This is a genomic window from Dactylosporangium cerinum, assembly GCF_042653625.1.
GTDB lineage: Bacteria > Actinomycetota > Actinomycetes > Mycobacteriales > Micromonosporaceae > Dactylosporangium > Dactylosporangium cerinum.
Map to the genome: position 1 here is coordinate 60,605 of NZ_JBHSIU010000086.1, position 23,538 is coordinate 84,142.

Here is a 23,538-nt window from a genome sequence, read left to right on the forward strand (position 1 = left end):
CTGCCGCGCAGCAGTGATTCATCAGGCTCCATGCCCGAAGAATAGGGGAATGGGTGCCGGCTCCAAAGGTTCCAGTCAGCCGCTCTGACAGCCACTCCTGGCTGATCACTGGCCCATTGTTCCTGCTGGGCGCGCTGCTGTCGTTGCCGATCCTGCTCTCCGACCGGACGTATCTCGTCGGCCATCACCTCGGGTATGCGCTGGCGTTGCTGGCGCTGGCGACGCTCGCCACGCCGATGGAACTGCGCTTCGACATCCGGCGACAGGCGCTGGTGACCCGGATGAACGACATCCCGGTCGTCCTGGCGCTGTTCTACCTGTCGCCCTGGCTCGCCATCGTCGTGCGGGTCGCCGCCGGACTCCTGTGGAACATCTTCGGCGCGCACCTCAGTGGTCACAAACTGGCGTTCAACGCGGCCAGCCATTTCGCGGGCATCGCGACCGCCAACCTCATCGTCTTCGAGTTCGGGCTGCACGGCGGCGGCTCGCCGCTGACGTGGCTGGTCCTCGCCGCAGCCGTGCTCGCCGGCAACATGGTCACGTTGGCGGCCATCGCGGGCGTCATGGTGCTGCTGCAGGGCGTTGCGCAGCTCCCGCAGTTCCTGAAGTCCTCGGTGCCGGGCTTCGCCGTGATGGGCGTCAACATCGTGCTGGGCCTGGTCATGCTCCTGACGCTGGTGGCCAGCCAATGGGGTGCGCTCCTGCTGGTCGCGTTGGCGATCGTGCTCTTCATCCTCTACCGCTCGTATGCGCAGTTCTTCCGCCAGCACCGCAACCTCACCGAGATGTACGCGCTGACCCGGGACATCGCCGCGACCAACCACGACGGCACGCTGCCCGACGTGCTGCTCGGCCGGGTGCGGGCGCTGCTGACCGCGGACTCGGCGACCCTGTGGCTGCCCGAGCACGGCCGTCACCATGAGGTCATGTTGTCGTCCCGGTTCGACTATCCGGGGCTGTTGGACAGCGCCACGACACCCGACCTGTTCCGTCAGCTGGCGATGCGCACCGGGCAGACCGTCGTCGCCGGGCCCAGAGCCGGGGCGCCGGAGCTGCAGTCGGCATTGCAGGAAGCCCGGGTCAAGGACGTCGTCGTGGTGCCGCTGCGGTCCAGTGGCGTCGCGATCGGCACCCTGGAGGTCGCCGGGCGCCTCGGGGACAAGGTCGTGTTCGGCAAGGAGGACGTGCAGCTGCTCGAGACGGTGTCCGTTCAGGTCGGCGCGGCGGTCGAGAACAGCCGGTTGGTCGATCGGCTCCAGTTCGACGCCAATCACGACGCGCTCACCGGCCTGGCGAACCGGCGGCGGATGCTCACCGCGCTCGGCGAGGCGATGTCCGGCCGGGGCCCGCGCGAGGTCGTCGCCGTGCTCCTGTTCGACGTCGTCGCGTTGCAAGAGGTCAATGAGTCGCTGGGGCACGATGCCGGCGACCAGGTGCTGATCCAGGTCGCGAAACGGCTGCGAGGGCTGGCACCGCAGGGTGCGCTGGTGGCCCGGGTCGGCGGGGACGAGTTCGCGGTCGAGCTGCGCACCGCCAGCGCCGAGGCCGCCGCCGCGGTTGCGGATACGCTGCGGGCGGGCCTGCGTGACCGTATGGTCATCGACTCGCTCACCATCGATGTCGACACCAACGTCGGTGTGGCGATCTACCCCGACCACGGCACGGAGCCCGAGGTGCTGCTGCAGCGGGCCGTCGTGGCTACCTCGGTGGCGAAGTCCCGGGGCATCGTCCAGATGTTCAACGCGGGCCTGCAGTCGCGGTCGGTCCGCCGGGTCGGGCTGGCCGCCGATCTTGAGGCTGCGCTCAACACCGGCGAGCTCGAGGTGTATTTCCAGCCCAAGGTCGCACTCAAGGACCGCCGGCTGGTCGGCGTCGAATGCCTGGCCCGCTGGGAGCATCCGGTGCACGGGCAGGTCGCTCCGCCGGACTTCGTCTCCGTTGCCGAGCACACAGGTCAGCTGTCCCGGCTCAACGGCGTGGTGCTCCGCGAAGGTATCCGCCGGGCCCGTGAATGGGCCGATGCCGGGCGTTCGCTCACCGTCGCGGTCAACATCTCGGTCCGCACGCTCAACGACGCCGACTTCCCGTTACAGGTGTCGGAGCTGCTGCAGGAGCACGGGGTGCCGGCCGACCGGATCATCCTGGAGCTGTCCGAGGAGGAACTGCTCGCCAGCGGGCGTGGCATCCCCGCGCTGAAGCGTCTCCGTGATCTCGGTGTGCGGCTCTCCGTCGACGACTTCGGCGCGGGCCGGTCCTCGTTCGCCGACCTCAGCCGCCTGCCGGTGCAAGAGGTCAAGATCGATCGGACCTTCGTGCAGGGGATGGCCACCGCGCCGAGTGATCTCGCGATCGTGCGGACCGTCGTGGACATGGCCCGCCACTTCGGCCTCGCCGTTGTCGCCGAGGGCGTTGAGAGCGAACTCACACTCGGCCTGCTCGAAGACATGCACTGCGACATGGGTCAGGGCTTCCTGTTCAGCCGTGCGCTGCCCTACGAGCGCTTCGAGTCGTGGCTGCAGATCCAGGCCGACGCTGACCCCACCGTCGCCCCTGCGGGTGAAGTTCGTTGGCTGCGCGCCGTGCCGTAAAACGGCCTCAAGCATTCCGTGCCAACGATCCCAGACGGACGCCGCCTGCGTCCCAGCGACGCTGCTGACGCCGCCGCGAGGGCGCGCTCAGAGGCTTCCGAGGCCGGCGCGACGCCCAAGCCCGGCTCCGAAGGAAGGCAGCCGGAGCGCGGCGATCACGACCCAAGCGGCGCCGCAAGGCAGTCGCCGCAAGGCAGGCGCCGCCGGCCAGGCCATCCGGCGACACGCCCGGAACGGGCTCATGAGCTGGGCGGACACCACTTCGGGGAAGTCGATTTCGTGCCACGGCGAGGGCCGTGTACGCTTAGCGAGCGCATGTGCGGGATCGCACTTGATGCGCCCCCTTAGCTCAGTCGGCAGAGCGTCTCCATGGTAAGGAGAAGGTCTACGGTTCGATTCCGTAAGGGGGCTCGAGAGACCGGGCTTGAGTCATCGAGTCCGCCGCGGCGGTGTAGCTCAGATGGTAGAGCAAGCGGCTCATAATCGCTGTGTCGCCGGTTCAAGTCCGGCCACCGCTACAGAAGCACCACAGAGATCGCCGATTCGGCGACTGCCAGTGTGAGCCGCTATGCTCGTTCGCTGGACCTGAACCCCGCTCTGAAGGAAGGCACTTCGCCATGGCCAAGGCGACCGACGTTCGTCCGAAGATCACGCTGGCGTGCACGGAGTGTAAAGAGCGTAACTACATCACGAAGAAGAACCGCCGCAACGACCCGGACCGCATCGAGCTGAAGAAGTTCTGCCCCCGGGACGGCAAGCACACCGTGCACCGCGAGACGCGGTAATCACACCACAGCCTCACACGAAGCCCCGGCCCAGCAGCCGGGGCTTCGTCGTTGAAACGGTAAGTTGCACAGCATGCCGTTGGATCAGTCGTTCATGGGTCGGGTGTATCCGCCGACCCCGCCCTATGAGGTCGGCCGGGAGAAGATCCGGGAGTTCGCCGACGCCGTCAGCGCCAGCGATCCCGTGCACCGGGATCTCGCTGAGGCGCGCGCCAAGGGCTACAAGGACGTGATCGCCCCGCCGACGTTCGCGATCATCCTGAGTCAGAACGCCGGGCAGCAGCTGGTCGAGGACCAGACGTTCGGGCTGGACTACAGCCGGGTGGTGCACGGCGGGCAGACGTTCCGCTACGTGCGGCCGATCGTCGCCGGCGACCACCTGGTCACCGTGATGGCCGTGGAGGAGATCAGCAGCCGGGCCGGGCACGCGTTCCTGACGACGCGGCACGAGGTGTCGACCGTCGAGGGTGAGCTCGTCGTGACGATCTGGACCCGGCTCGTGGTCCGTGGGGAGGGCTGAGATGCAGGTCGGCACCGTGTTCCCGCCGCAGACGTTCCAGGTGACCCGCGCCGATCTGGTGCGGTATGCAGGGGCCTCCGGCGACTTCAACCCGATCCACTGGAGCGACCGCGTCGCGACGTCGGTCGGTCTGCCGGGTGTCATCGCGCACGGGATGCTGACGATGGCCCTGGCGGGTCAGGCGGTTGCCTGTTGGGTGGGTGGCACCGCGGCGATCGTCGAGTACTCCACCCGCTTCGCCAATCCGGTGGTGGTCCCCGACGACGACAAAGGCACCGAGATCGTGGTGAGCGGGGTCGTGAAGCGGGTAGGTGAGGATGGTGTTACTCAGGTCGACATCACCGCCACGTGTAACGGGGACAAGATTCTCGGCGCCGCGAAAGCCCTGGTCAGGGCATAGGAGGCGGCGCAGTGGAGGGGGGTGGTTGGGATATCCCACCCGAACCCGTACACTGGTCGCCCGTGGGGTGAGCAACCTCTCGGTGCCCTTGAACAGGGGTCCGGGAGGCGCGATCACCACGAAGGGGTGTGGCTCAATTGGCAGAGCAGCGGTCTCCAAAACCGCAGGTTGCAGGTTCAAGTCCTGTCACCCCTGCGCCGAAGGCCTGACCTGGGTCTGGGGTGCCCGATCCGCCGATCGGGTCGCAACCTCCAGCGGTCACGGGTTGGTCCCGCCGAGTGCCGCCGGCTCTTCGCCGGTGGCCTGGTTGGGCGGATCCGCGGGCCACTCATCGGACCGAGCACTCGCGAGATCACGGAAGAGGGCGAAAGTGGCCGAACGCAGGCGACGCGGGACCAACCCCGCCGACGATCGCCGTGACGAGGAGCTCACCGCCGAGGACGCGGCCATCGAGGAAGAGTTCGCTGACGAGCTCGATGAGCTCGACGACGACCTCGACGATGACGTGGACGCCGATGAGGACGTGGACGACGACGGCAAGCCGGTCCTGACGAAGTCCAAGGACGCGAAGTCGAAGTCCAAGGACGTCAAAGAGTCGGACAAGAAGAAGACCAAGGTCAAAGAGGGCAGCTCGAACAACATCTTCGCGCGGCTCATCAACTTCGTCCGCGAGGTTGTCGCCGAACTGCGTAAGGTGATCTGGCCGACCCGCAAGGAGCTGACCACTTACACGGTCGTTGTCGTCGTGTTCGTGATCGTGATGCTGACGATCGTGGGTGGCCTCGACTACCTGTTCGCCAAGGGCGTCCTCTGGGCCTTCGGTAACAAGACGGAGTAGTCCGCATCGGACCGGCCGCAGACGCGAAGAGTTGACAGACGGAAGTGAGCAGCGTGCAGGAATTCGACGAGACCGCCGGGACCGACGACGAGCAGCACGAGGAAACGTCGACGGTGATGACGGCCGCCACGCCGAGCACGGCCCCCGAGCCGGCGGCGGCGGCGACCGACGCCGAGGACCCCGTCGCCGAGCTGCGTGCCGCACTGCGCTTCGCGCCCGGTGACTGGTACGTGGTGCACTCCTACGCCGGTTACGAGAACAAGGTCAAGACGAATCTCGAGACCCGCATCACGAGTCTCGACATGGAAGAGTTCATCTACCAGGTCGAGGTCCCGACCCGTGAAGAGGTCGAGATCAAGAACGGCAAGCGCACCCAGGTGCAGAACAAGGTCTTCCCCGGCTACATCCTCGTCCGGATGGAGCTGACGGCGGAGTCCTACTCGTGCGTGCGCAACACGCCAGGTGTCACCGGTTTCGTCGGCGCGACGGACCGGGCGGACCGCCCGGCGCCGCTGTCGCTCGACGAGGTCCTCAAGTGGCTCGCCCCAGTGGTGCAGCAGGAGGGCAAGAAGGCCGGCAAGCCCGAGGTCAAGGTCCTCGACTTCGAGGTCGGCGACTCGGTCACCGTCACCGACGGCGCCTTCGCCTCGCTGCAGGCCACGATCAGCGAGATCAACGCCGATCAGCAGAAGCTCAAGGTCCTGGTTTCGATCTTCGGCCGGGAGACCCCGGTGGAGCTCAACTTCAACCAGGTCACGAAGATCTAATTCGTCTGCGGTACGCTTGAGCGTCCGGCCAAGTGCCGGGCGCTCAGTCGTGCGCAGCGGCAATCGCCGGCCCCGGGCATCGACATGTCCGGTAAGCACGAATCATTCCAGCCCAGGAAGACGAAAGCAGCCATGCCTCCGAAGAAGAAGCTCGTCAAGACCTTCACGCTTCAGTTGCCGGGCGGCCAGGCCACTCCGGCGCCGCCGGTCGGCCCCGCGCTCGGTCAGCACGGTGTGAACATCATGGAGTTCGTCAAGGCGTACAACGCCCAGACGGAGTCCCAGCGCGGCGACATCATCCCCGCGCAGATCAGCGTCTACGAGGACCGGACGTTCACGTTCATCCTCAAGACCCCGCCCGCCGCCCGTCTGCTGCTCAAGGCCGCCGGCGTGCCGAAGGGCTCCGGCGTTCCGCAGAAGGACAAGGTGGGCTCGATCACCAAGGCCCAGCTGCGTGAGGTCGCCGAGAAGAAGATGTCGGACCTGAACGCCAACGACATCGAGCAGGCCGAGAAGATCATCGCCGGCACCGCCCGTTCCATGGGCATCGTCGTCAAGGACTGACCAAGCCGCTCGCAACACCAATCAAGAACTCAAAACACGTGGGAGGGCGTAGCCAAACGCCCGCACGATCACCACAGGAGTAAAGCGACATGTCGCAGCACGGCAAGAACTACCGCAAGGTCTCGGACCTTGTCGACCGCAACGCGTTGTACAGCCCCATCGCCGCGGTGAAGCTGGCCAAGCAGACCACCACCGTGAAGTTCGACCCCACCGTCGAGGTGGCCATGCGGCTGGGTGTCGACCCCCGCAAGGCCGACCAGATGGTCCGTGGCACGGTCAACCTGCCGCACGGCACCGGTAAGACCGCCCGCGTCATCGTCTTCGCGCAGGGCGCGAAGGCCGCCGAGGCCGAGGCTGCCGGCGCCGACGCGGTGGGCACGGACGAGCTCGTCGCCCGGATCCAGGAAGGCTGGCTGGACTTCGACGCGGCGATCGCGACCCCCGACCAGATGGCCAAGATCGGCCGGATCGCGCGGATCCTGGGCCCGCGCGGCCTGATGCCGAACCCGAAGACGGGCACGGTCACGATGGACGTCACCAAGGCGGTCAACGAGATCAAGGGCGGCAAGATCACCTACCGGGTGGACAAGCACTCCAACCTGCACCTGATCATCGGCAAGGCGAGCTTCTCCGAGCAGCAGCTGGTGGAGAACTACGCGGCGGTCCTCGACGAGGTCAACCGGGCCAAGCCGAGCGCGGCCAAGGGCAAGTACCTGAAGAAGATCTTCATCACCACCACCATGGGCCCCGGCATCCCGGTCGACCCGAACCGCACGCGCAACCTCCTCGAGGACGACGCGAACGCGGAGGCGTAAGCAGCAGCACCACGACGGCGGGTCCCCGGTGGGGACCCGCCGTCGTCTATGTTCGGGGACGTGCACCTGCGCGAGGTCTGGTTCCGGTACGCCCGCAAGGCGGCGTGGACGTTGCACGACGTGGACCTCGAGCTCGGGCCCGGTGAGACCGCCGTCGTGCTCGGCCCCAACGGCTCGGGCAAGTCGACCCTGCTGCAGCTCGCCGCCGGCGTGCTCCGGCCCGGCAGAGGCATCGTGACGGGCCGTCCGGACGTCGTGGGCTGGGTCCCCGAGCGGTTCCCAGCCGACCAGCCGTTCACCGCCCGGGCCTACCTCACCCACATGGCCGCCGTCCGGGGCGCCGACTGGGACGCCATCGACGAATGGGCCGACCGCCTCGATTTCGCCGGATTCCTGGACGTGCGCCTCAGCTGCCTCTCCAAGGGCTCCGCCCAGAAGGTCGGCCTCGTGCAGGCACTGCTGAGCCCGCCCGGACTGCTCGTCCTCGACGAGCCGTGGGAAGGGCTCGACGCCGCCACCCGCAAGCAGGTGCCGGCCATCGTCGCGGACGTCGTGGGTCGCGGCGGGCGGGTCCTGATCAGCGATCACCTGGGCGAGGTGTCGAGGCTGCCGGCGGCCCGCCGCTGGCACGTCCGCGACGGCCGGGTCACCGAGGGGGAGCGCCCCATGGCGAGGCGGAGCATCATCGAGCTCGCGGTCGCGGCCGGGCACGCCGACCGCGCGGTGGCGAGGCTGCGCGCCGACGGGTTCGACGTCCTCGGCATCAGGGAGGAGCGGTGACAGCACTGGTCAGGATGCGGCTCGCGGGGTTCCTGCAGACAGGCCGGGCCGCCGCGCCGTTGCTGGCCGCTCTCGTCGTGCTGTCGATCCTGTACGGCGGGGGACAGGCCCAGGCCGGCGAGGCCTACGGGGTGTCCGCCGCGATCCTGTTCGCGGTCCTGGCCTGGCAGACCAAGATCCTGCTGGACGTGGAGCCGGACGTGCAGCGCCGGCTCGGCCGGGTCGCCGTCGGCGCGACCCGCGAGACCGCCGCCGGGCTCGTCGCGGCGCTGCTCGCCGGCCTGCCCGTGATCCTGGTCGCGCTGATCCTGCCGTGGCTGGTGGGCGGCGTGACCACGCCCGGTCCCGAGGACCCGCCGCTGACCGAGGGTGTCGCGCTGGGCGTCTGGGCGCACCTGCTGCTGCTCCTGCCCGCGGTCGGCCTCGGCGCGCTCGCCAGCCGGGCGGTGTCCGGTCAGGCGGCCCGTGGCCTGGCGATCCTCGTCGGTGGCGTGGTCATGGCGATCGTGCTGGGCCTGAAGAGCTTCCCGGTGCCGTGGTTGGCCCCGCCGCTGATGACCGCGGCCCGCGACACGGTCGGCGGCACGGACCTGGCGCACGTGCTCGTCACCACCGCCTGGGGCGTCCTCTGGGCCGTGGCCGCCGTCGCCGGGTACGCCCACCTGCGCCGCGACCGGCCGTGATTTGGTGACACACGACGCGTCAAGTACAGTTCCAATCGAAACCCGAAGACCGCTGGTCATATCCGCGTGAGCGGATGTCGAAGGCTCTGCGACAACGCAGGCGACCCGCGCAGGGCCGGACAAGCGCTGCCGACTGATGTCGCTCCGCCCCGTGCGCCCCTGCGCCGGGGCGTTTTTCGTTGCAGCGGGCAGGCCCGAGAGCGTGGCCAGCACCGTAGCAAGAGAGAGGAGGGACATGGCGGACAAGCCGGTTCGAGATGACAAGGCCACCGCGGTCGCGGAGCTCACCGAGAACTTCCGGGGCTCGACGGCCACCGTGCTGACCGAGTACCGCGGCCTGACCGTGGCGCAGCTCAAGACCCTGCGCCGCAACCTGGGCCGCGAGACCACGTACGCCGTCGCGAAGAACACGCTCGCGAAGCGTGCCGCGACGGACGCGGGCATCAGCGGGCTCGACGATTTGTTCTCCGGTCCTACCGCGCTCGCTTTCGTCTCCGGCGACCCTGTCGAGGCGGCGAAGAGCCTCCGCGAGTTCGCGAAGGCACACCCGCTGCTCGTCATCAAGGGCGGCGTTTTCGAGGGCAAGGCCATCAGCGCGGACGAGGTCCGTCGCCTGGCCGACCTGGAGTCCCGTGAGGTCCTGCTGGCCAAGCTGGCCGGCGCGATGAAGGGCAGCCTCAGCAAGGCGGCCGCGCTGTTCCAGGCGCCGCTGTCGAAGGCCGTCCGCACCGTCCAGGCCCTCGCCGACAAGCAGGAATCCGGCAGCGCGCAGGAGTCCGGCAGCGCGGCCGAATAAGGCCCGCGCTCCACATCACTTTTCGAAAGGAACGCCAACATGGCGAAGCTGAGCACCACGGAACTCCTGGACGCGTTCAAGGAGATGACCCTGATCGAGCTCTCCGAGTTCGTGAAGGAGTTCGAGACCACCTTCGACGTCACCGCTGCCGTCGCCGTCGCGGCCGCCGGCCCCGCCGCCGGTCCCGCGGTGGAGGAGAAGGAAGAGCAGTCGGAGTTCGACGTCGTCCTTGAGGGTGACGGCGGCAAGAAGATCCAGGTCATCAAGGTCGTGCGTGAGCTCACCGGCCTGGGCCTGAAGGAGGCGAAGGACCTCGTCGAGGCCGCGCCGAAGGCCGTCATCGAGAAGGCCAACAAGGAGACCGCGGACAAGGCCAAGGCCAAGCTCGAGGCCGAGGGCGCCAAGGTTACCCTTAAGTAACTTTTGCTCCGAAGCGAGGGGCGGCCGCCGGGTGTCCGGCAGCCGCCCTTCGTCGTGCCAGATGTAAGGACCCAAGATCTAGGGGTGGGCACCACAACACCTTGTGATCAGAGTGCGAGATATCCGTCACGGTTGCCCGACGCGCGTGGGAACCCTTGACGCGATGACCAGCGGGCAGGCACGCTAATCAGGCACTGCCTTTCCGCGGACGCGGCGGCCGGTGGCCCGACAGATGTGCCCCGATCCTTCTTGGGTCTGGTTCAGCGCACATCGCCCGGTGAGCCCCAGGCCACGACCGACGCGAGCGGCTCGGCCGGTGGAACAGCGATCTTCCAAAAAGATCGTTGAAACATCGTGCACGGGGCCGCTCGACAGCGGTTAGCCTTTCGGCTACACTGCTAGTTTGCGCTGTCTTCTGACTTCACCTCTGGCGTGGAGTGCCTCTTCGTGGGCACTTTGCATCGGGGGTTGTCAGGCTGCACGCGAAACGGCCTGTCTGCACCACCGGTCCTCGGAAGGACGCATCTTGGCAGCTTCCCGCCCTGCGAAGACCAGTTCGAGCGCATACGCTCCCCGCCGGGTCTCCTTCGGCAGGATCACCGAACACCTTGAGGTTCCCAACCTCCTTGCCATCCAAACCGACTCGTTCGACTGGTTGGTTGGCAACGAGAAGTGGCAGAGCCGCTCGGCCGGTGATCCGCACGCCCGTTCCGGGCTCGCGGAGATCCTCGATGAAATCAGTCCCATTGAGGACTTCTCCGGCACGATGTCCCTGTCGTTCTCCGCGCCCCGCTTCGACGAGGTCAAGGCTCCCATGGAGGAGTGCAAGGAGAAGGACCTCACCTACTGCGCGCCGCTGTTCGTGACGGCGGAGTTCACCAACCACACCACTGGCGAGATCAAGAGCCAGACGGTGTTCATGGGTGACTTCCCGATGATGACGCCCAAGGGCACGTTCATCATCAACGGCACCGAGCGCGTCGTGGTGAGCCAGCTCGTCCGGTCGCCGGGCGTGTATTTCGACAAGCAGCCGGACAAGACCTCCGATCGCGACCTCACCAGCGTGAAGGTCATCCCGAGTCGGGGTGCCTGGCTGGAGTTCGACATCGACAAGCGCGACACCGTCGGTGTCCGCATCGACCGCAAGCGCCGGCAGGCGGTCTCCGTCCTGCTCAAGGCCATCGGTTGGTCCGCCGAGCGCATCCGTGAGAAGTTCGGCTGGTCCGAGCTCATGATGACGACGCTCGAGAAGGACCACATCGCCGGCCAGGACGAGGCGCTGCTCGACATCTACCGCAAGCTCCGCCCCGGCGAGCCGCCGACGCGTGAGAATGCGCAGACCCTGCTCGACAACCTCTTCTTCAACCCGAAGCGATACGACGTCGCCAAGGTCGGTCGATACAAGTTCAACAAGAAGCTCGAGTTGGACCTCCCGATCAACCAGGGTGTGCTGACCGAAGAGGACGTCGTCGCCACGGTCGAGTATCTCTGCCGCCTGCACACGGGCGAAGAGGGCTACGAGGCCGACGACATCGACCACTTCGGCAACCGGCGCCTGCGCACGGTCGGCGAGCTCATCCAGAACCAGGTCCGCGTGGGCCTGTCCCGGATGGAGCGCGTCGTCCGCGAGCGGATGACCACCCAGGACGTCGAGGCGATCACGCCGCAGACCCTGATCAACATCCGTCCCGTCGTGGCGGCGATCAAGGAGTTCTTCGGCACGTCGCAGCTGTCCCAGTTCATGGACCAGACCAACCCTCTGGCGGGTCTTACCCACCGGCGCCGGCTGAGCGCGCTCGGCCCGGGTGGTCTGTCGCGTGAGCGGGCCGGCTTCGAGGTCCGCGACGTTCACCCGTCGCACTACGGCCGCATGTGCCCGATCGAGACCCCTGAGGGTCCCAACATCGGTCTCATCGGCGCGCTGTCGACGTTCGCGCGGGTCAACCCGTTCGGCTTCGTCGAGACGCCCTACCGCAAGGTCGTCGACGGCCGGGTCACCGACCAGATCGACTACCTGACCGCGGACGAAGAGGACCGCTACGTCAAGGCGCAGGCCAACGCTCCGCTCAAGAGCGACGGCAACTTCGCCGAGGACCGCATCCTCGTCCGACGCAAGGGCGGTGAGGTCGACAACGTCCCCGCGGACCAGGTCGACTACATGGACGTGTCGCCGCGGCAGATGACCTCGGTCGCCACCGCGATGATCCCGTTCCTCGAGCACGACGACGCCAACCGTGCACTCATGGGCGCCAACATGCAGCGCCAGGCGGTGCCGCTGGTCAAGGCCGAGGCTCCGCTCGTCGGCACCGGCATGGAATACCGTGCCGCCGTCGACGCCGGTGACGTGGTCGTGGCCGAGGTCGCCGGCGTGGTCGAGGACATGTGCGCCGACTACATCACGATCCACCAGGACGACGGCCACCGTCGAACCTACCTGCTGCACAAGTTCCGCCGCTCCAACTCCGGCTCCTGTGTCAACCAGAAGCCGGTGATCTTCGAGGGCGACCGGGTCGAGCAGGGGCAGGTCATCGCCGACGGCCCGTGCACCGACGAGGGCGAGATGGCGCTCGGGCGAAACCTGCTCGTGGCCTTCATGCCCTGGGAGGGTCACAACTACGAAGACGCCATCATCCTGTCCCAGAAGCTGGTGCAGAACGACGTCCTCACCTCGATCCACATCGAGGAGCACGAGGTCGACGCGCGCGACACCAAGCTGGGGCCGGAGGAGATCACCCGCGACATCCCGAACGTCAGCGAGGAGATGCTCGCCGACCTCGACGAGCGGGGGATCATCCGGATCGGCGCCGAGGTCGTGACCGGCGACATCCTGGTCGGCAAGGTCACCCCCAAGGGTGAGACCGAGCTGACCCCGGAGGAGCGTCTGCTCCGCGCGATCTTCGGTGAGAAGGCCCGCGAGGTGCGCGACACCAGCCTCAAGGTGCCGCACGGCGAGACCGGCACGGTCATCGGCGTGCGCACGTTCAGCCGGGAGGACGGCGACGAGCTTTCCCCCGGTGTCAACGAGCTGGTGCGCGTCTACGTGGCCCAGAAGCGGAAGATCCAGGACGGCGACAAGCTCGCCGGCCGCCACGGCAACAAGGGTGTCATCTCGAAGATCCTCCCGGTCGAGGACATGCCGTTCCTCGAGGACGGCACCCCGGTCGACATCGTGCTCAACCCGCTCGGCGTGCCGAGCCGGATGAACATCGGCCAGGTCCTGGAGACCCACCTGGGGTGGGTGGCCAAGACCGGCTGGAAGATCGACGGTGACGACACCGAGTGGAAGAGGGCGCTGAAGTCCATCAACGCGGGGGAGTCCGAGCCGGACACCAACGTGGCGACCCCGGTCTTCGACGGCGCCAAGGAGGAGGAGATCGCGGGTCTGATGAGCAGCACGCTGCCCAACCGGGACGGCAACCAGCTCATCGGTGCCAGCGGCAAGGCGCGGCTGTTCGACGGCCGCTCCGGTGAGCCGCTGCCGGACCCGATCGCGGTCGGCTACATCTACATCCTCAAGCTCAACCACCTGGTCGACGACAAGATCCACGCCCGCTCCACCGGTCCGTACTCGATGATCACGCAGCAGCCGCTGGGTGGTAAGGCGCAGTTCGGTGGTCAGCGCTTCGGTGAGATGGAGTGCTGGGCGATGCAGGCCTACGGCGCGGCTTACGCGCTGCAGGAGCTGCTGACGATCAAGTCCGACGACGTCCTCGGACGCGTCAAGGTCTACGAGGCGATCGTCAAGGGCGAGAACATCCCGGAGCCGGGCATCCCGGAGTCCTTCAAGGTGCTGCTCAAGGAGCTGCAGTCGCTGTGCCTGAACGTCGAGGTGCTCTCCAGCGACGGTGTGGCCCTGGAGATGCGCGAGACGGACGACGAGGTGTTCCGCGCCGCCGAGGAACTCGGCATCGACCTCTCCCGGCGTGAGCCGAGCAGCGTCGAGGAAGTTTGATTTCGTGGCGGGCGCCGTCAGGCGCCCGCCCACGACCCAGCAATTACCCGAGCAACTGAATCGTGAGGACATAGACGAAGTGCTCGACGTCAACTACTTCGACGAACTGCGCATCGGTCTGGCCACTGCTGACGACATCCGCCAGTGGTCGCACGGCGAGGTCAAGAAGCCCGAGACGATCAACTACCGCACCTTGAAGCCGGAGAAGGACGGGCTCTTCTGCGAGAAGATCTTCGGTCCGACCCGGGACTGGGAGTGCTACTGCGGCAAGTACAAGCGGGTCCGGTTCAAGGGCATCATCTGTGAGCGCTGCGGCGTCGAGGTGACCCGGGCCAAGGTCCGCCGTGAGCGCATGGGTCACATCGAGCTCGCCGCTCCGGTCACGCACATCTGGTACTTCAAGGGTGTGCCCAGCCGGCTCGGCTACCTGCTCGACCTGGCGCCCAAGGACCTTGAGAAGATCATCTACTTCGCGTCGTACGTGATCACCAGCGTCGACAAGGAGGCCCGCCACCGCGACCTCGCCACCCTTGAGAACGAGGTCTCGGCGGAGAAGCGGCAGGCGGAGAACGCCCGCGACTCGGAGATCGAGAAGCGCGCCGCGAAGCTGGAGCAGGACCTCGCCGAGCTTGAGGCCGAGGGCGCGAAGGCCGACGTGCGCCGCAAGGTCAAGGAGTCCGGCGAGCGCGAGATGCGTCAGATGCGGGACCGCGCGCAGCGTGAGATCGACCGTCTCGACGAGGTCATGGACACGTTCCGCAAGCTGGACCGCAAGAACCTCATCACCGACGAGCTGCTCTACCGCGAGCTGCGCGACCGGTTCGGTGAGTACTTCACCGGCGCCATGGGTGCCGAGGCGATCAAGGCGCTGCTGGAGAACCTGGACCTGGACGACGAGGCCGAGTCACTGCGCGAGACCATCCGCAGCGGCAAGGGCCAGCGCAAGATTCGGGCGCTCAAGCGTCTCAAGGTCGTCGCGGCGTTCCTCAACACCGCCAACTCGCCGCTGGGCATGGTCCTGGACTGCGTCCCGGTCATCCCGCCGGACCTGCGTCCGATGGTGCAGCTCGACGGTGGCCGGTTCGCCACCAGCGACCTCAACGACCTGTACCGGCGCGTGATCAACCGCAACAACCGGCTCAAGCGCCTGATCGACCTGGGTGCCCCGGAGATCATCGTCAACAACGAGAAGCGGATGCTGCAGGAGGCCGTCGACGCGCTGTTCGACAACGGCCGCCGTGGTCGTCCGGTCACCGGCCCGGGCAACCGGCCGCTGAAGTCGCTGTCCGACATGCTCAAGGGCAAGCAGGGCCGCTTCCGGCAGAACCTGCTCGGCAAGCGCGTCGACTACTCCGGCCGTTCGGTCATCGTCGTCGGCCCGCAGCTCAAGCTGCACCAGTGCGGCCTGCCGAAGCAGATGGCGCTGGAGCTGTTCAAGCCGTTCGTGATGAAGCGCCTGGTGGACCTCAACCACGCGCAGAACATCAAGTCGGCCAAGCGCATGGTCGAGCGTCAGCGTCCGGTCGTGTGGGACGTGCTGGAGGAGGTCATCGCGGAGCACCCCGTGCTGCTCAACCGCGCGCCGACCCTGCACCGCCTGGGCATCCAGGCCTTCGAACCGCAGCTGGTCGAGGGCAAGGCGATCCAGATCCACCCGCTCGTCTGCACCGCCTTCAACGCCGACTTCGACGGCGACCAGATGGCCGTGCACGTGCCGCTGTCCGCGGAGGCGCAGGCCGAGGCCCGCATCCTCATGCTGTCCAGCAACAACATCCTCAAGCCGGCCGACGGCAAGCCGGTCACCATGCCCACCCAGGACATGGTCATCGGCCTGTATCACCTGACGCACATCCAGAAGGGCCTGCTCGGCGAGGGGCGCACCTTCAGCTCCGACGCTGAGGCCCGGATGGCGTTCGACAACGGCGAGCTGCACCTGCAGGCCCTGGTGAAGATCCGGCTCAAGGACATCATCGGCGTCGACAACGGTGCCGCGGGTCCGCAGTGGGAGGCCCCGGAGGGCTGGCAGTCCGGCGACACCGTCACGGTCGAGACCACGCTGGGCCGGGTCCTGTTCAACGAGACCCTCCCGGTGGGCTACCGCTTCGTCAACTACGAGATCCGCAAGGGTCAGCTGTCGGCGATCGTCAACGACCTGGCCGAGCGCTTCCCGAAGGTCTCCCTCGCGGCGACCCTGGACGCGCTCAAGCTGGCCGGCTTCCACTGGGCCACCTGGTCCGGCGTCACCATCGGCATGGAGGACGTCATCCAGCCGCCTCGCAAGCGCGAGATCCTCGAGCGCTACGAGAAGGAGGCCGAGCGGATCGACAAGCAGTACCAGCGCGGTCTCATGACGGCCGAGGAGCGCCGCGGCGAGCTCATCGAGATCTGGACCAAGGCGACCGGTGAGGTTGCCAAGGAGATGGAAAGCGCGCTGCCGCAGGAGAACCCGCTGTGGAAGATGATCAACTCGGGCGCCCGCGGTAACCTGCTCCAGCTCCGCCAGATCGCCGCGATCCGTGGCCTGGTGGCCAACCCGAAGGGCGAGATCATCCCGCGGCCGATCAAGGCCAGCTACCGGGAGGGTCTGTCCGTGCTGGAGTACTTCATCTCCACGCACGGTGCCCGGAAGGGTCTGGCCGACACCGCGCTGCGGACCGCCGACTCGGGTTACCTGACCCGTCGTCTGGTCGACGTGTCGCAGGACGTCATCATCCGCGAGGAGGACTGCGGCACCGACCGCGCCATCCCGATGACGGTCGGCGAGCTGCACGACGGCGTGATGCGCATCCACCAGCACGCGGAGACGGGCGTGCACGCCCGTACCCTCGCCGACGACGTCCGCGACAAGGACGGCAAGATCGTCGCCGAGCGCGGCACGGACATCAACTCGATCACGGTCGACCTGCTGGTCGCCGCCGGGACCGAGATCGTCCGGGTCCGCAGCGTGCTCACCTGCGAGTCGAAGCTGGGCGTCTGTGGCGCCTGCTACGGCCGGTCGCTGCCCACGGGCAAGACCGTCGACGTCGGCGAGGCGGTCGGCATCATCGCCGCCCAGTCGATCGGTGAGCCGGGCACGCAGCTGACGATGCGTACCTTCCACACCGGTGGCGTCGCGGGTGAGGACATCACCCAGGGTCTGCCCCGTGTGCAGGAGATCTTCGAGGCCCGCGTGCCGAAGGGTAAGGCGCCCATCGCCGACACCCCCGGTCGCGTGCGCATCGAGGACGGCGAGCGGATGCGGAAGATCATCATCGTGCCGGACGACGGCAGCGAGGAGATCGTCCACGACAAGCTCAGCCGCCGCGTCAAGCTGCGCTACCAGGACGGCGAGCACGTCGAGGTCGGCGAGAAGCTCACCGAGGGCACCATCGACCCGCACGAGCTGCTGCGCATCATGGGCCCCCGGGCGGTTCAGGTCCACCTGACCTCCGAGGTCCAGGAGGTGTACCGCTCGCAGGGCGTGCTCATCCACGACAAGCACATCGAGATCATCATCCGGCAGATGCTCAAGCGGGTCACGGTCATCGACTCCGGCTCGACCGAGTTCCTGCCCGGCGTGCTGGTCGACCGTGCGCTGTTCGAGGCGGAGAACCGCCGTGTCGTCGCCGAGGGCGGCGAGCCGGCGGCCGGCCGTCCCGTGCTGATGGGCATCACCAAGGCGTCCCTGGCGACGGAGTCGTGGCTGTCCGCGGCCTCGTTCCAGGAGACGACCCGGGTGCTGACCGACGCGGCGATCCACGCGCGCAGCGACTCGCTGATCGGTCTGAAGGAGAACGTCATCATCGGCAAGCTCATCCCGGCGGGTACTGGCATCAGCAAGTACCGCAGCATCCGGGTCGAGCCCACCGAGGAGGCGAAGGCGAAGGTCTACTCGATGACCGGCTACCCGGAGGCCGACTACGGCTTCGGCCCGGCCAGCGGGCAGGCGGTCCCCCTGGACGACTTCGACCTGGGCTCCTTCCGCTAAACCGCATGACCGCACAGAGGGCGGGGACCCACCGGGTTCCCGCCCTCTGGCGTGCCCGGACGACGGGCGCACCAGCCGCCGCTGAGAGCCCCGCACCGGATATGGTCGTGTGGTGACCTCCTCGACCCGCCACCCGCTCGATCCCGACCCGGTCCGCGCCAGCAAGGCATCGGCCGTGTTCGGGCTCGGCCTGCTGTCGGTGGTGACCGGGCCGTTCCTGGGTGGGGCGATCCCGGCGACCCTGGCGCTGCTGATGGCCCGGGAGTCCCACCGTGAGCTGGTGGCCGCGGAAGGCTTCCTGCTGGGCGCCAGGAGGCTCCGCAACGGCGTGCGGCTCGCGTGGACCGGCATCGTCCTGTCGATCGCCACGCTCGTCGTGCTGGCGATCCTGGGCCTGCTCGCCTATGCCCGTGGTCGCGGCACCGACTTCGACCCGTTGGTGAACTGACGTGACCTACCCCTATCAGCACCAGCCGCCACCCTCACACGCCCCGCAGCCGGGGATGAGGATCGACCTCGTCCAGGGGACCCCGTTCGGGGTCGCCTATCCGTTGGTCCAGGGGACCCCCAGCGGCCCGGCGATCGGCAGCCTCGTCGCCGGCATCGCCTCGATCTTCGTGGGCCTGACGGTGAGCTGCCTCGGGCTGGCCGGCGCCGGGGAGGGCTGGGGACCGATCGCCGGCGGTGCGTTCACGGTCCTCGCGGCGTTCCTCGGACTGGGCGCGATCGGCCTCGGCGTCTTCGCGATGCGGCAGGTCCGCAGGGCGGGGCGGCTGGTGACCGGGCGGGGGATGGCGGTCGCCGGCCTCGTGCTCGGCTCGGTCGGGGGCAGCATCGGCGTGCTGTCGCTCCTGCTCGCGTTGGTCATTGCCGCCGCGGCCTAGCCGCCGCGACGGCCCGGCCCCCAGCTCCGGTCCAGCCGCCGCCGACCTGGCTGCCACCTGCGGGAACACCGATGATGCGACCCCGGCGATGCAGCGGACGGACACCAGGTACTCTTGGTGTGAAGAGTGTTCCGTCATGGGGCCGAGCCGGTGATTTTGACCAGCGTCCTCACGGTGGGTACTCTTTCCCCTCGTGCCCGACTTTGTCGGGCAACTCGTGCGTGCGTCCACAACGGCCCGCCTTCGCGGGTTCAGGGTGGATGCAAACCGCGAAACCCGGTTGGCACTTCTCGGGCCGGGTTCGCGCGGCGGGCGACACGCCCGACCGCGGGTGCCGGTCACGCCGTGGAGACAGCGAAGAAGAAGACGTGCGGCCGCGAGGCCGAAGGGAGTAAGGCCCAGTGCCTACGATCCAGCAGCTGGTCCGCAAGGGCCGCCAGGCGAAGCTGAGCAAGACCAAGACGCCGGCGCTCAAGGGCAGCCCGCAGCGGCGTGGCGTCTGCACGCGTGTGTACACCACCACGCCGAAGAAGCCGAACTCGGCGCTGCGCAAGGTGGCCCGCGTGCGACTGAGCAACGGTATCGAGGTGACGGCCTACATCCCCGGTGTCGGTCACAACCTTCAGGAGCACTCGATCGTGCTGGTCCGTGGTGGCCGTGTGAAGGACCTCCCCGGCGTCCGGTACAAGATCATCCGTGGTTCGCTGGACACCCAGGGTGTCCGCAACCGCAAGCAGGCTCGCAGCCGGTACGGCGCGAAGAAGGAGAAGAGCTGACATGCCGCGTAAAGGCCCCGCGCCGCGCCGGCCCCTGGTGGCGGACCCGGTCTACAACTCCCTGCTCGTCACCCAGCTGATCAACAAGATCCTGGTTGAGGGCAAGCGTCAGCTCGCCGAGCGCGTTGTCTACAGCGCCCTCGAAGGCTGCCGGGAGAAGTCAGGAACGGACCCCGTCGTCACGCTGAAGCGCGCGATGGACAACGTCAAGCCGACCCTCGAGGTCCGCAGCCGCCGCGTCGGTGGCGCGACCTACCAGGTGCCGGTCGAGGTCCGCCCTCCCCGGGCGACGACGCTGGGCCTGCGCTGGCTGGTCACCTACTCCCGCGCCCGTCGTGAGAAGACCATGGTGGAGCGGCTCATGAACGAGCTGCTCGACGCCAGCAACGGGCTCGGTGCTTCGGTGAAGCGCCGCGAGGACACCCACAAGATGGCGGAGTCCAACAAGGCCTTCGCGCACTACCGCTGGTAAGCGATCGCTTGCCCAGCAATCTGATCTCAGCAATCCGACGAGAGACGAAGTAGGGATTCGAAGTGGCTGCCTCAGACGCTGCCCTCGCCAAGGTCCGGAACATCGGCATCATGGCGCACATCGACGCCGGTAAGACGACGACGACTGAGCGCATCCTGTTCTACACCGGCATCACGTACAAGATCGGTGAGGTCCACGAGGGCGCCGCCGTCATGGACTGGATGGAGCAGGAGCAGGAGCGGGGCATCACCATCACCTCCGCCGCAACGAAGTGCGAGTGGAAGGGCCATGTCATCCAGATCATCGACACGCCCGGCCACGTCGACTTCACGGTCGAGGTCGAGCGGTCGCTGCGGGTCCTGGACGGCGCGGTTGCGGTCTACGACGGCGTTGCCGGCGTGGAGCCCCAGACCGAGAACGTCTGGCGCCAGGCTGACAAGTACAACGTCCCGCGTATGTGCTTCGTCAACAAGCTGGACCGCACCGGCGCCGACTTCTTCCGCTGCGTGCAGATGATGATCGACCGGCTCAACGCGACCCCGCTGGTCCTGCAGATCCCGATCGGGCTCGAGGGCGACCACATCGGCGTCGTCGACCTTCTGGAGATGCGCGCGCTCACCTGGCGTGGTGAGACCCAGAAGGGTGAGGACTACGCGATCGAGGAGATCCCCGCGGATCTCGTCGAGCAGGCCAACGAGTGGCGCGACAAGCTGCTCGAGACCCTGTCGGAGACCGACGACGACATCATGGTCCGCTACCTCGACGGCGACACGTTCGACGTCAAGGAGCTCAAGGCCGCGATCCGCCGGGCGACCATCGCCGGCAAGCTCAACCCGGTCGTCTGCGGCTCGGCGTTCAAGAACAAGGGCGTCCAGCCCATGCTCGACGCCGTCGTGGAGTTCCTCCCGTCGCCGCTGGACATCCCCGCCGTCGAGGGCATCGCCATCGACGGGGAGACCCCGCTGCTGCGCAAGCCCGACAACAGCGAGCCGTTCTCGTCCCTGGCCTTCAAGATCCAGACGGACAAGCACCTCGGCAAGCTCACGTATGTGCGCATCTACTCCGGCACGCTCGAGTCCGGCGCCCAGGTGGTCAACTCCACCAAGGAGCGCAAGGAGCGGATCGGCAAGATCTACCAGATGCACGCCAACAAGCGTGAGGAGCGGCCGAGTGCCCAGGCGGGTGACATCATCGCCGTGCAGGGTCTCAAGCAGACCACGACCGGTGACACCCTCTGCGACCCGGCCAACCAGGTCATCCTGGAGTCGATGACGTTCCCGGAGCCGGTCATCCAGGTCGCGATCGAGCCGAAGAGCAAGGCCGACCAGGAGAAGCTGGGCACCGCCATCCAGCGCCTGGCCGAGGAGGACCCGACCTTCCGCGTCAAGAACGACGAGGAGACCGGGCAGACCATCATCGCCGGCATGGGCGAGTTGCACCTCGACATCCTGGTCGACCGGATGCGCCGCGAGTTCAGCGTCGAGGCCAACATCGGCAAGCCGCAGGTGGCCTACCGCGAGACCATCAAGGGCACCGTCGACAAGATCGACTACGTGCACAAGAAGCAGACCGGTGGCTCGGGTCAGTACGCGAAGGTCATCGTCAAGCTCGAGCCGCTCGAGATGACGGCGGACGGTCCGACCTACGAGTTCGTCAACGCGGTCTCGGGCGGTCGCATCCCGAAGGAGTTCATCCCTTCGGTCGACGCCGGCGCCCAGGACGCGATGCAGTACGGCGTGCTCGCGGGCTACCCGATGGTGGGCGTCAAGCTGACGCTGCTCGACGGGCAGTACCACGAGGTTGACTCGTCGGAAATGGCGTTCAAGATCGCTGGTTCGATGGTGATGAAGGAGGCGGCCCGCAGGGCTACTCCCACCCTCCTCGAGCCGTTGATGGCCGTCGAGGTCACCACCCCGGAAGAGAACATGGGTGACGTGATCGGCGACCTCAACTCCCGGCGTGGCACCATCCAGGCCATGGAGGAGCGCGGCGGTGCCCGTGTCGTCCGTGCCACGGTGCCGTTGTCGGAGATGTTCGGCTACGTCGGCGACCTGCGGTCGAAGACCCAGGGCCGGGCGAGCTACTCGATGCAGTTCGACTCCTACGCCGAGGTTCCCGCGAACGTCGCCAAGGAGATCATCGCGAAGGCGACCGGGGAGTAGTTCCCGGTCCGCGGCCGCGAGGCTGCATCAGCGGGCCTGAGGCTTCAGCCGCCAGACCCAAGTCGACAGGGTGTGTTGACGCTTCAGGCGTCAACACACCGCGAACCAGAAGTCCACAGGAGGACACCAGTGGCGAAGGCGAAGTTCGAGCGGACTAAGCCGCACGTCAACATCGGCACCATCGGTCACATCGACCACGGGAAGACGACGCTGACGGCGGCCATTACCAAGGTGCTCCACGACCGGATGCCGGACGTGAACCCCTACACCCCGTTCGACGAGATCGACAAGGCGCCGGAGGAGAAGGCCCGCGGCATCACGATCTCGATCGCGCACGTCGAGTACCAGACCGAAGCCCGGCACTACGCCCACGTTGACTGCCCGGGCCACGCCGACTACATCAAGAACATGATCACCGGTGCCGCGCAGATGGACGGCGCGATCCTGGTGGTTGCGGCGACCGACGGCCCCATGCCGCAGACCCGCGAGCACGTGCTGCTGGCCCGCCAGGTCGGCGTCCCCTACATCGTGGTGGCGCTGAACAAGAGCGACATGGTCGAGGACGAGGAGCTCCTGGAGCTCGTCGAGCTCGAGGTCCGTGAGCTCCTGTCGAGCCAGGAGTTCCCGGGCGACGACGCTCCGGTCGTGCGCGTCTCGGCCCTGAAGGCCCTTGAGGGCGACCCGAAGTGGTCGGACGCTCTCATGGAGCTCATGGGCGCCGTGGACAGCGCGATCCCGCAGCCCGAGCGCGAGACCGAGAAGCCGTTCCTCATGCCCGTCGAGGACGTCTTCACGATCACCGGTCGTGGCACGGTCGTCACCGGTCGTGTCGAGCGTGGCATCCTCAAGCCGAACGAGGAGGTCGAGATCGTTGGCATCCGTGCCAAGTCGATGAAGACCACCTGCACGGCGATCGAGATGTTCCGCAAGATCCTCGACGAGGCGCGTGCCGGCGAGAACGTCGGTCTGCTCCTGCGTGGTATCAAGCGCGAGGACGTCGAGCGCGGCATGGTCGTGGTGAAGCCGGGTAGCAACACCCCGCACACCGAGTTCGAGGCGACCGTCTACATCCTCTCCAAGGAGGAGGGTGGCCGGCACACCCCGTTCTTCCAGAACTACCGTCCGCAGTTCTACTTCCGCACCACGGACGTCACCGGCGTCGTCACGCTGCCCGAGGGCACCGAGATGGTCATGCCCGGCGACAACACCGGCATGACCGTGCAGCTCATCCAGCCGATCGCCATGGAGGAAAACCTCCGCTTCGCGATCCGCGAGGGTGGCCGCACCGTCGGCGCCGGCCGTGTGACGAAGATCCTCAAGTAACGACCTGAGGCACCCCGATTTCACTTTGTCGCACTTCGTGCGGCAT

General features: G+C 67.4%; 20 protein-coding genes and 3 tRNA genes. All 23 read left to right on the forward strand.

All coding sequences use genetic code 11. The features are described from left to right. Positions 1–53 precede the first annotated feature (53 nt). Positions 54–2,588, forward strand: a complete 2,535-nt coding sequence (locus ACFPIJ_RS49215) for a putative bifunctional diguanylate cyclase/phosphodiesterase (RefSeq protein WP_380126423.1) — start codon at positions 54–56, stop codon at positions 2,586–2,588. A gap of 338 nt (positions 2,589–2,926) precedes the next feature. Further along, a tRNA-Thr gene (locus ACFPIJ_RS49220) sits at positions 2,927–2,999 on the forward strand. 34 nt (positions 3,000–3,033) lie between these two features. Then, positions 3,034–3,106: transfer RNA gene (locus ACFPIJ_RS49225), tRNA-Met, on the forward strand. 99 nt (positions 3,107–3,205) lie between these two features. Beyond that, positions 3,206–3,373 carry a 50S ribosomal protein L33 gene (gene rpmG, locus ACFPIJ_RS49230; protein WP_033357682.1) on the forward strand — a complete coding sequence of 56 codons (168 nt, stop codon included), beginning with the start codon at positions 3,206–3,208 and terminating at the stop codon, positions 3,371–3,373. Positions 3,374–3,446: 73 nt separating this feature from the next. Then, positions 3,447–3,893: an FAS1-like dehydratase domain-containing protein gene (locus ACFPIJ_RS49235; protein WP_203845061.1), complete on the forward strand. Its 447-nt coding sequence runs from the start codon at positions 3,447–3,449 to the stop codon at positions 3,891–3,893. Position 3,894: 1 nt separating this feature from the next. Next, on the forward strand, positions 3,895–4,293 hold the full coding sequence (locus tag ACFPIJ_RS49240; RefSeq protein ID WP_203845062.1) for a MaoC family dehydratase: 399 nt from the start codon (positions 3,895–3,897) through the stop codon (positions 4,291–4,293). Positions 4,294–4,415: 122 nt separating this feature from the next. Beyond that, a tRNA-Trp gene (locus ACFPIJ_RS49245) sits at positions 4,416–4,488 on the forward strand. A gap of 175 nt (positions 4,489–4,663) precedes the next feature. Next, positions 4,664–5,131, forward strand: coding sequence for a preprotein translocase subunit SecE (gene secE / locus ACFPIJ_RS49250; RefSeq protein WP_380126424.1), 468 nt, complete (start codon positions 4,664–4,666; stop codon positions 5,129–5,131). A 53-nt stretch (positions 5,132–5,184) separates the two neighbouring features. Continuing rightward, positions 5,185–5,898, forward strand: coding sequence for a transcription termination/antitermination protein NusG (nusG, locus tag ACFPIJ_RS49255; protein WP_033357759.1), 714 nt, complete (start codon positions 5,185–5,187; stop codon positions 5,896–5,898). A 132-nt stretch (positions 5,899–6,030) separates the two neighbouring features. Then, positions 6,031–6,462: a 50S ribosomal protein L11 gene (gene rplK, locus ACFPIJ_RS49260; protein ID WP_203845065.1), complete on the forward strand. Its 432-nt coding sequence runs from the start codon at positions 6,031–6,033 to the stop codon at positions 6,460–6,462. An 89-nt stretch (positions 6,463–6,551) separates the two neighbouring features. After that, complete coding sequence (gene rplA / locus ACFPIJ_RS49265; RefSeq protein WP_380126425.1) at positions 6,552–7,277, forward strand: 50S ribosomal protein L1; 726 nt, start codon at positions 6,552–6,554, stop codon at positions 7,275–7,277. Positions 7,278–7,337: 60 nt separating this feature from the next. Further along, positions 7,338–8,057, forward strand: coding sequence for an ATP-binding cassette domain-containing protein (locus ACFPIJ_RS49270; RefSeq protein ID WP_380126426.1), 720 nt, complete (start codon positions 7,338–7,340; stop codon positions 8,055–8,057). Continuing rightward, positions 8,054–8,740, forward strand: a complete 687-nt coding sequence (locus ACFPIJ_RS49275; RefSeq protein ID WP_380126427.1) for a hypothetical protein — start codon at positions 8,054–8,056, stop codon at positions 8,738–8,740. Before ACFPIJ_RS49270 ends, ACFPIJ_RS49275 begins: the two co-directional genes overlap by 4 nt. Positions 8,741–8,975: 235 nt before the next feature. Further along, entirely contained in the window at positions 8,976–9,536 is a 561-nt protein-coding gene (rplJ, locus tag ACFPIJ_RS49280; protein ID WP_380126428.1) for a 50S ribosomal protein L10, read from the forward strand. A 39-nt stretch (positions 9,537–9,575) separates the two neighbouring features. Then, complete coding sequence (gene rplL, locus ACFPIJ_RS49285; RefSeq protein ID WP_203845070.1) at positions 9,576–9,956, forward strand: 50S ribosomal protein L7/L12; 381 nt, start codon at positions 9,576–9,578, stop codon at positions 9,954–9,956. Between the two features lie 526 nt (positions 9,957–10,482). After that, complete coding sequence (gene rpoB / locus ACFPIJ_RS49290) at positions 10,483–13,908, forward strand: DNA-directed RNA polymerase subunit beta (RefSeq protein ID WP_380126429.1); 3,426 nt, start codon at positions 10,483–10,485, stop codon at positions 13,906–13,908. Positions 13,909–13,987: 79 nt separating this feature from the next. Continuing rightward, complete coding sequence (locus tag ACFPIJ_RS49295) at positions 13,988–17,875, forward strand: DNA-directed RNA polymerase subunit beta' (RefSeq protein WP_380126430.1); 3,888 nt, start codon at positions 13,988–13,990, stop codon at positions 17,873–17,875. Between the two features lie 112 nt (positions 17,876–17,987). Further along, positions 17,988–18,323, forward strand: coding sequence for a hypothetical protein (locus ACFPIJ_RS49300; protein ID WP_363530842.1), 336 nt, complete (start codon positions 17,988–17,990; stop codon positions 18,321–18,323). Between the two features lies 1 nt (position 18,324). Beyond that, positions 18,325–18,759 (forward strand): DUF4190 domain-containing protein, encoded by a 435-nt coding sequence (locus ACFPIJ_RS49305; protein ID WP_380126431.1) that lies wholly within the window; start codon positions 18,325–18,327, stop codon positions 18,757–18,759. Positions 18,760–19,160: 401 nt separating this feature from the next. Continuing rightward, on the forward strand, positions 19,161–19,535 hold the full coding sequence (rpsL, locus tag ACFPIJ_RS49310; RefSeq protein WP_033357671.1) for a 30S ribosomal protein S12: 375 nt from the start codon (positions 19,161–19,163) through the stop codon (positions 19,533–19,535). Between the two features lies 1 nt (position 19,536). Continuing rightward, entirely contained in the window at positions 19,537–20,007 is a 471-nt protein-coding gene (gene rpsG / locus ACFPIJ_RS49315) for a 30S ribosomal protein S7 (RefSeq protein ID WP_033357670.1), read from the forward strand. Positions 20,008–20,069: 62 nt separating this feature from the next. Beyond that, the gene (gene fusA, locus ACFPIJ_RS49320; protein WP_380126432.1) at positions 20,070–22,169 is read left to right on the forward strand and encodes an elongation factor G; all 2,100 of its coding nucleotides are present in this window, start codon (positions 20,070–20,072) and stop codon (positions 22,167–22,169) included. Between the two features lie 129 nt (positions 22,170–22,298). Next, on the forward strand, positions 22,299–23,492 hold the full coding sequence (tuf, locus tag ACFPIJ_RS49325; RefSeq protein WP_380126433.1) for an elongation factor Tu: 1,194 nt from the start codon (positions 22,299–22,301) through the stop codon (positions 23,490–23,492). The last annotated feature ends 46 nt before the right edge of the window (positions 23,493–23,538 follow it).

Coding starts and splice junctions, on each gene's coding strand:
- ACFPIJ_RS49240 (WP_203845062.1), top strand. CDS start 3,895: ATGCAGGTCGGCACCGTGTTCCCGCCGCAGACGTTCCAGGTGACCCGC.
- rplL (WP_203845070.1), top strand. CDS start 9,576: ATGGCGAAGCTGAGCACCACGGAACTCCTGGACGCGTTCAAGGAGATG.
- rplA (WP_380126425.1), top strand. CDS start 6,552: ATGTCGCAGCACGGCAAGAACTACCGCAAGGTCTCGGACCTTGTCGAC.
- rpmG (WP_033357682.1), top strand. CDS start 3,206: ATGGCCAAGGCGACCGACGTTCGTCCGAAGATCACGCTGGCGTGCACG.
- rplJ (WP_380126428.1), top strand. CDS start 8,976: ATGGCGGACAAGCCGGTTCGAGATGACAAGGCCACCGCGGTCGCGGAG.
- rplK (WP_203845065.1), top strand. CDS start 6,031: ATGCCTCCGAAGAAGAAGCTCGTCAAGACCTTCACGCTTCAGTTGCCG.
- ACFPIJ_RS49235 (WP_203845061.1), top strand. CDS start 3,447: ATGCCGTTGGATCAGTCGTTCATGGGTCGGGTGTATCCGCCGACCCCG.
- rpsG (WP_033357670.1), top strand. CDS start 19,537: ATGCCGCGTAAAGGCCCCGCGCCGCGCCGGCCCCTGGTGGCGGACCCG.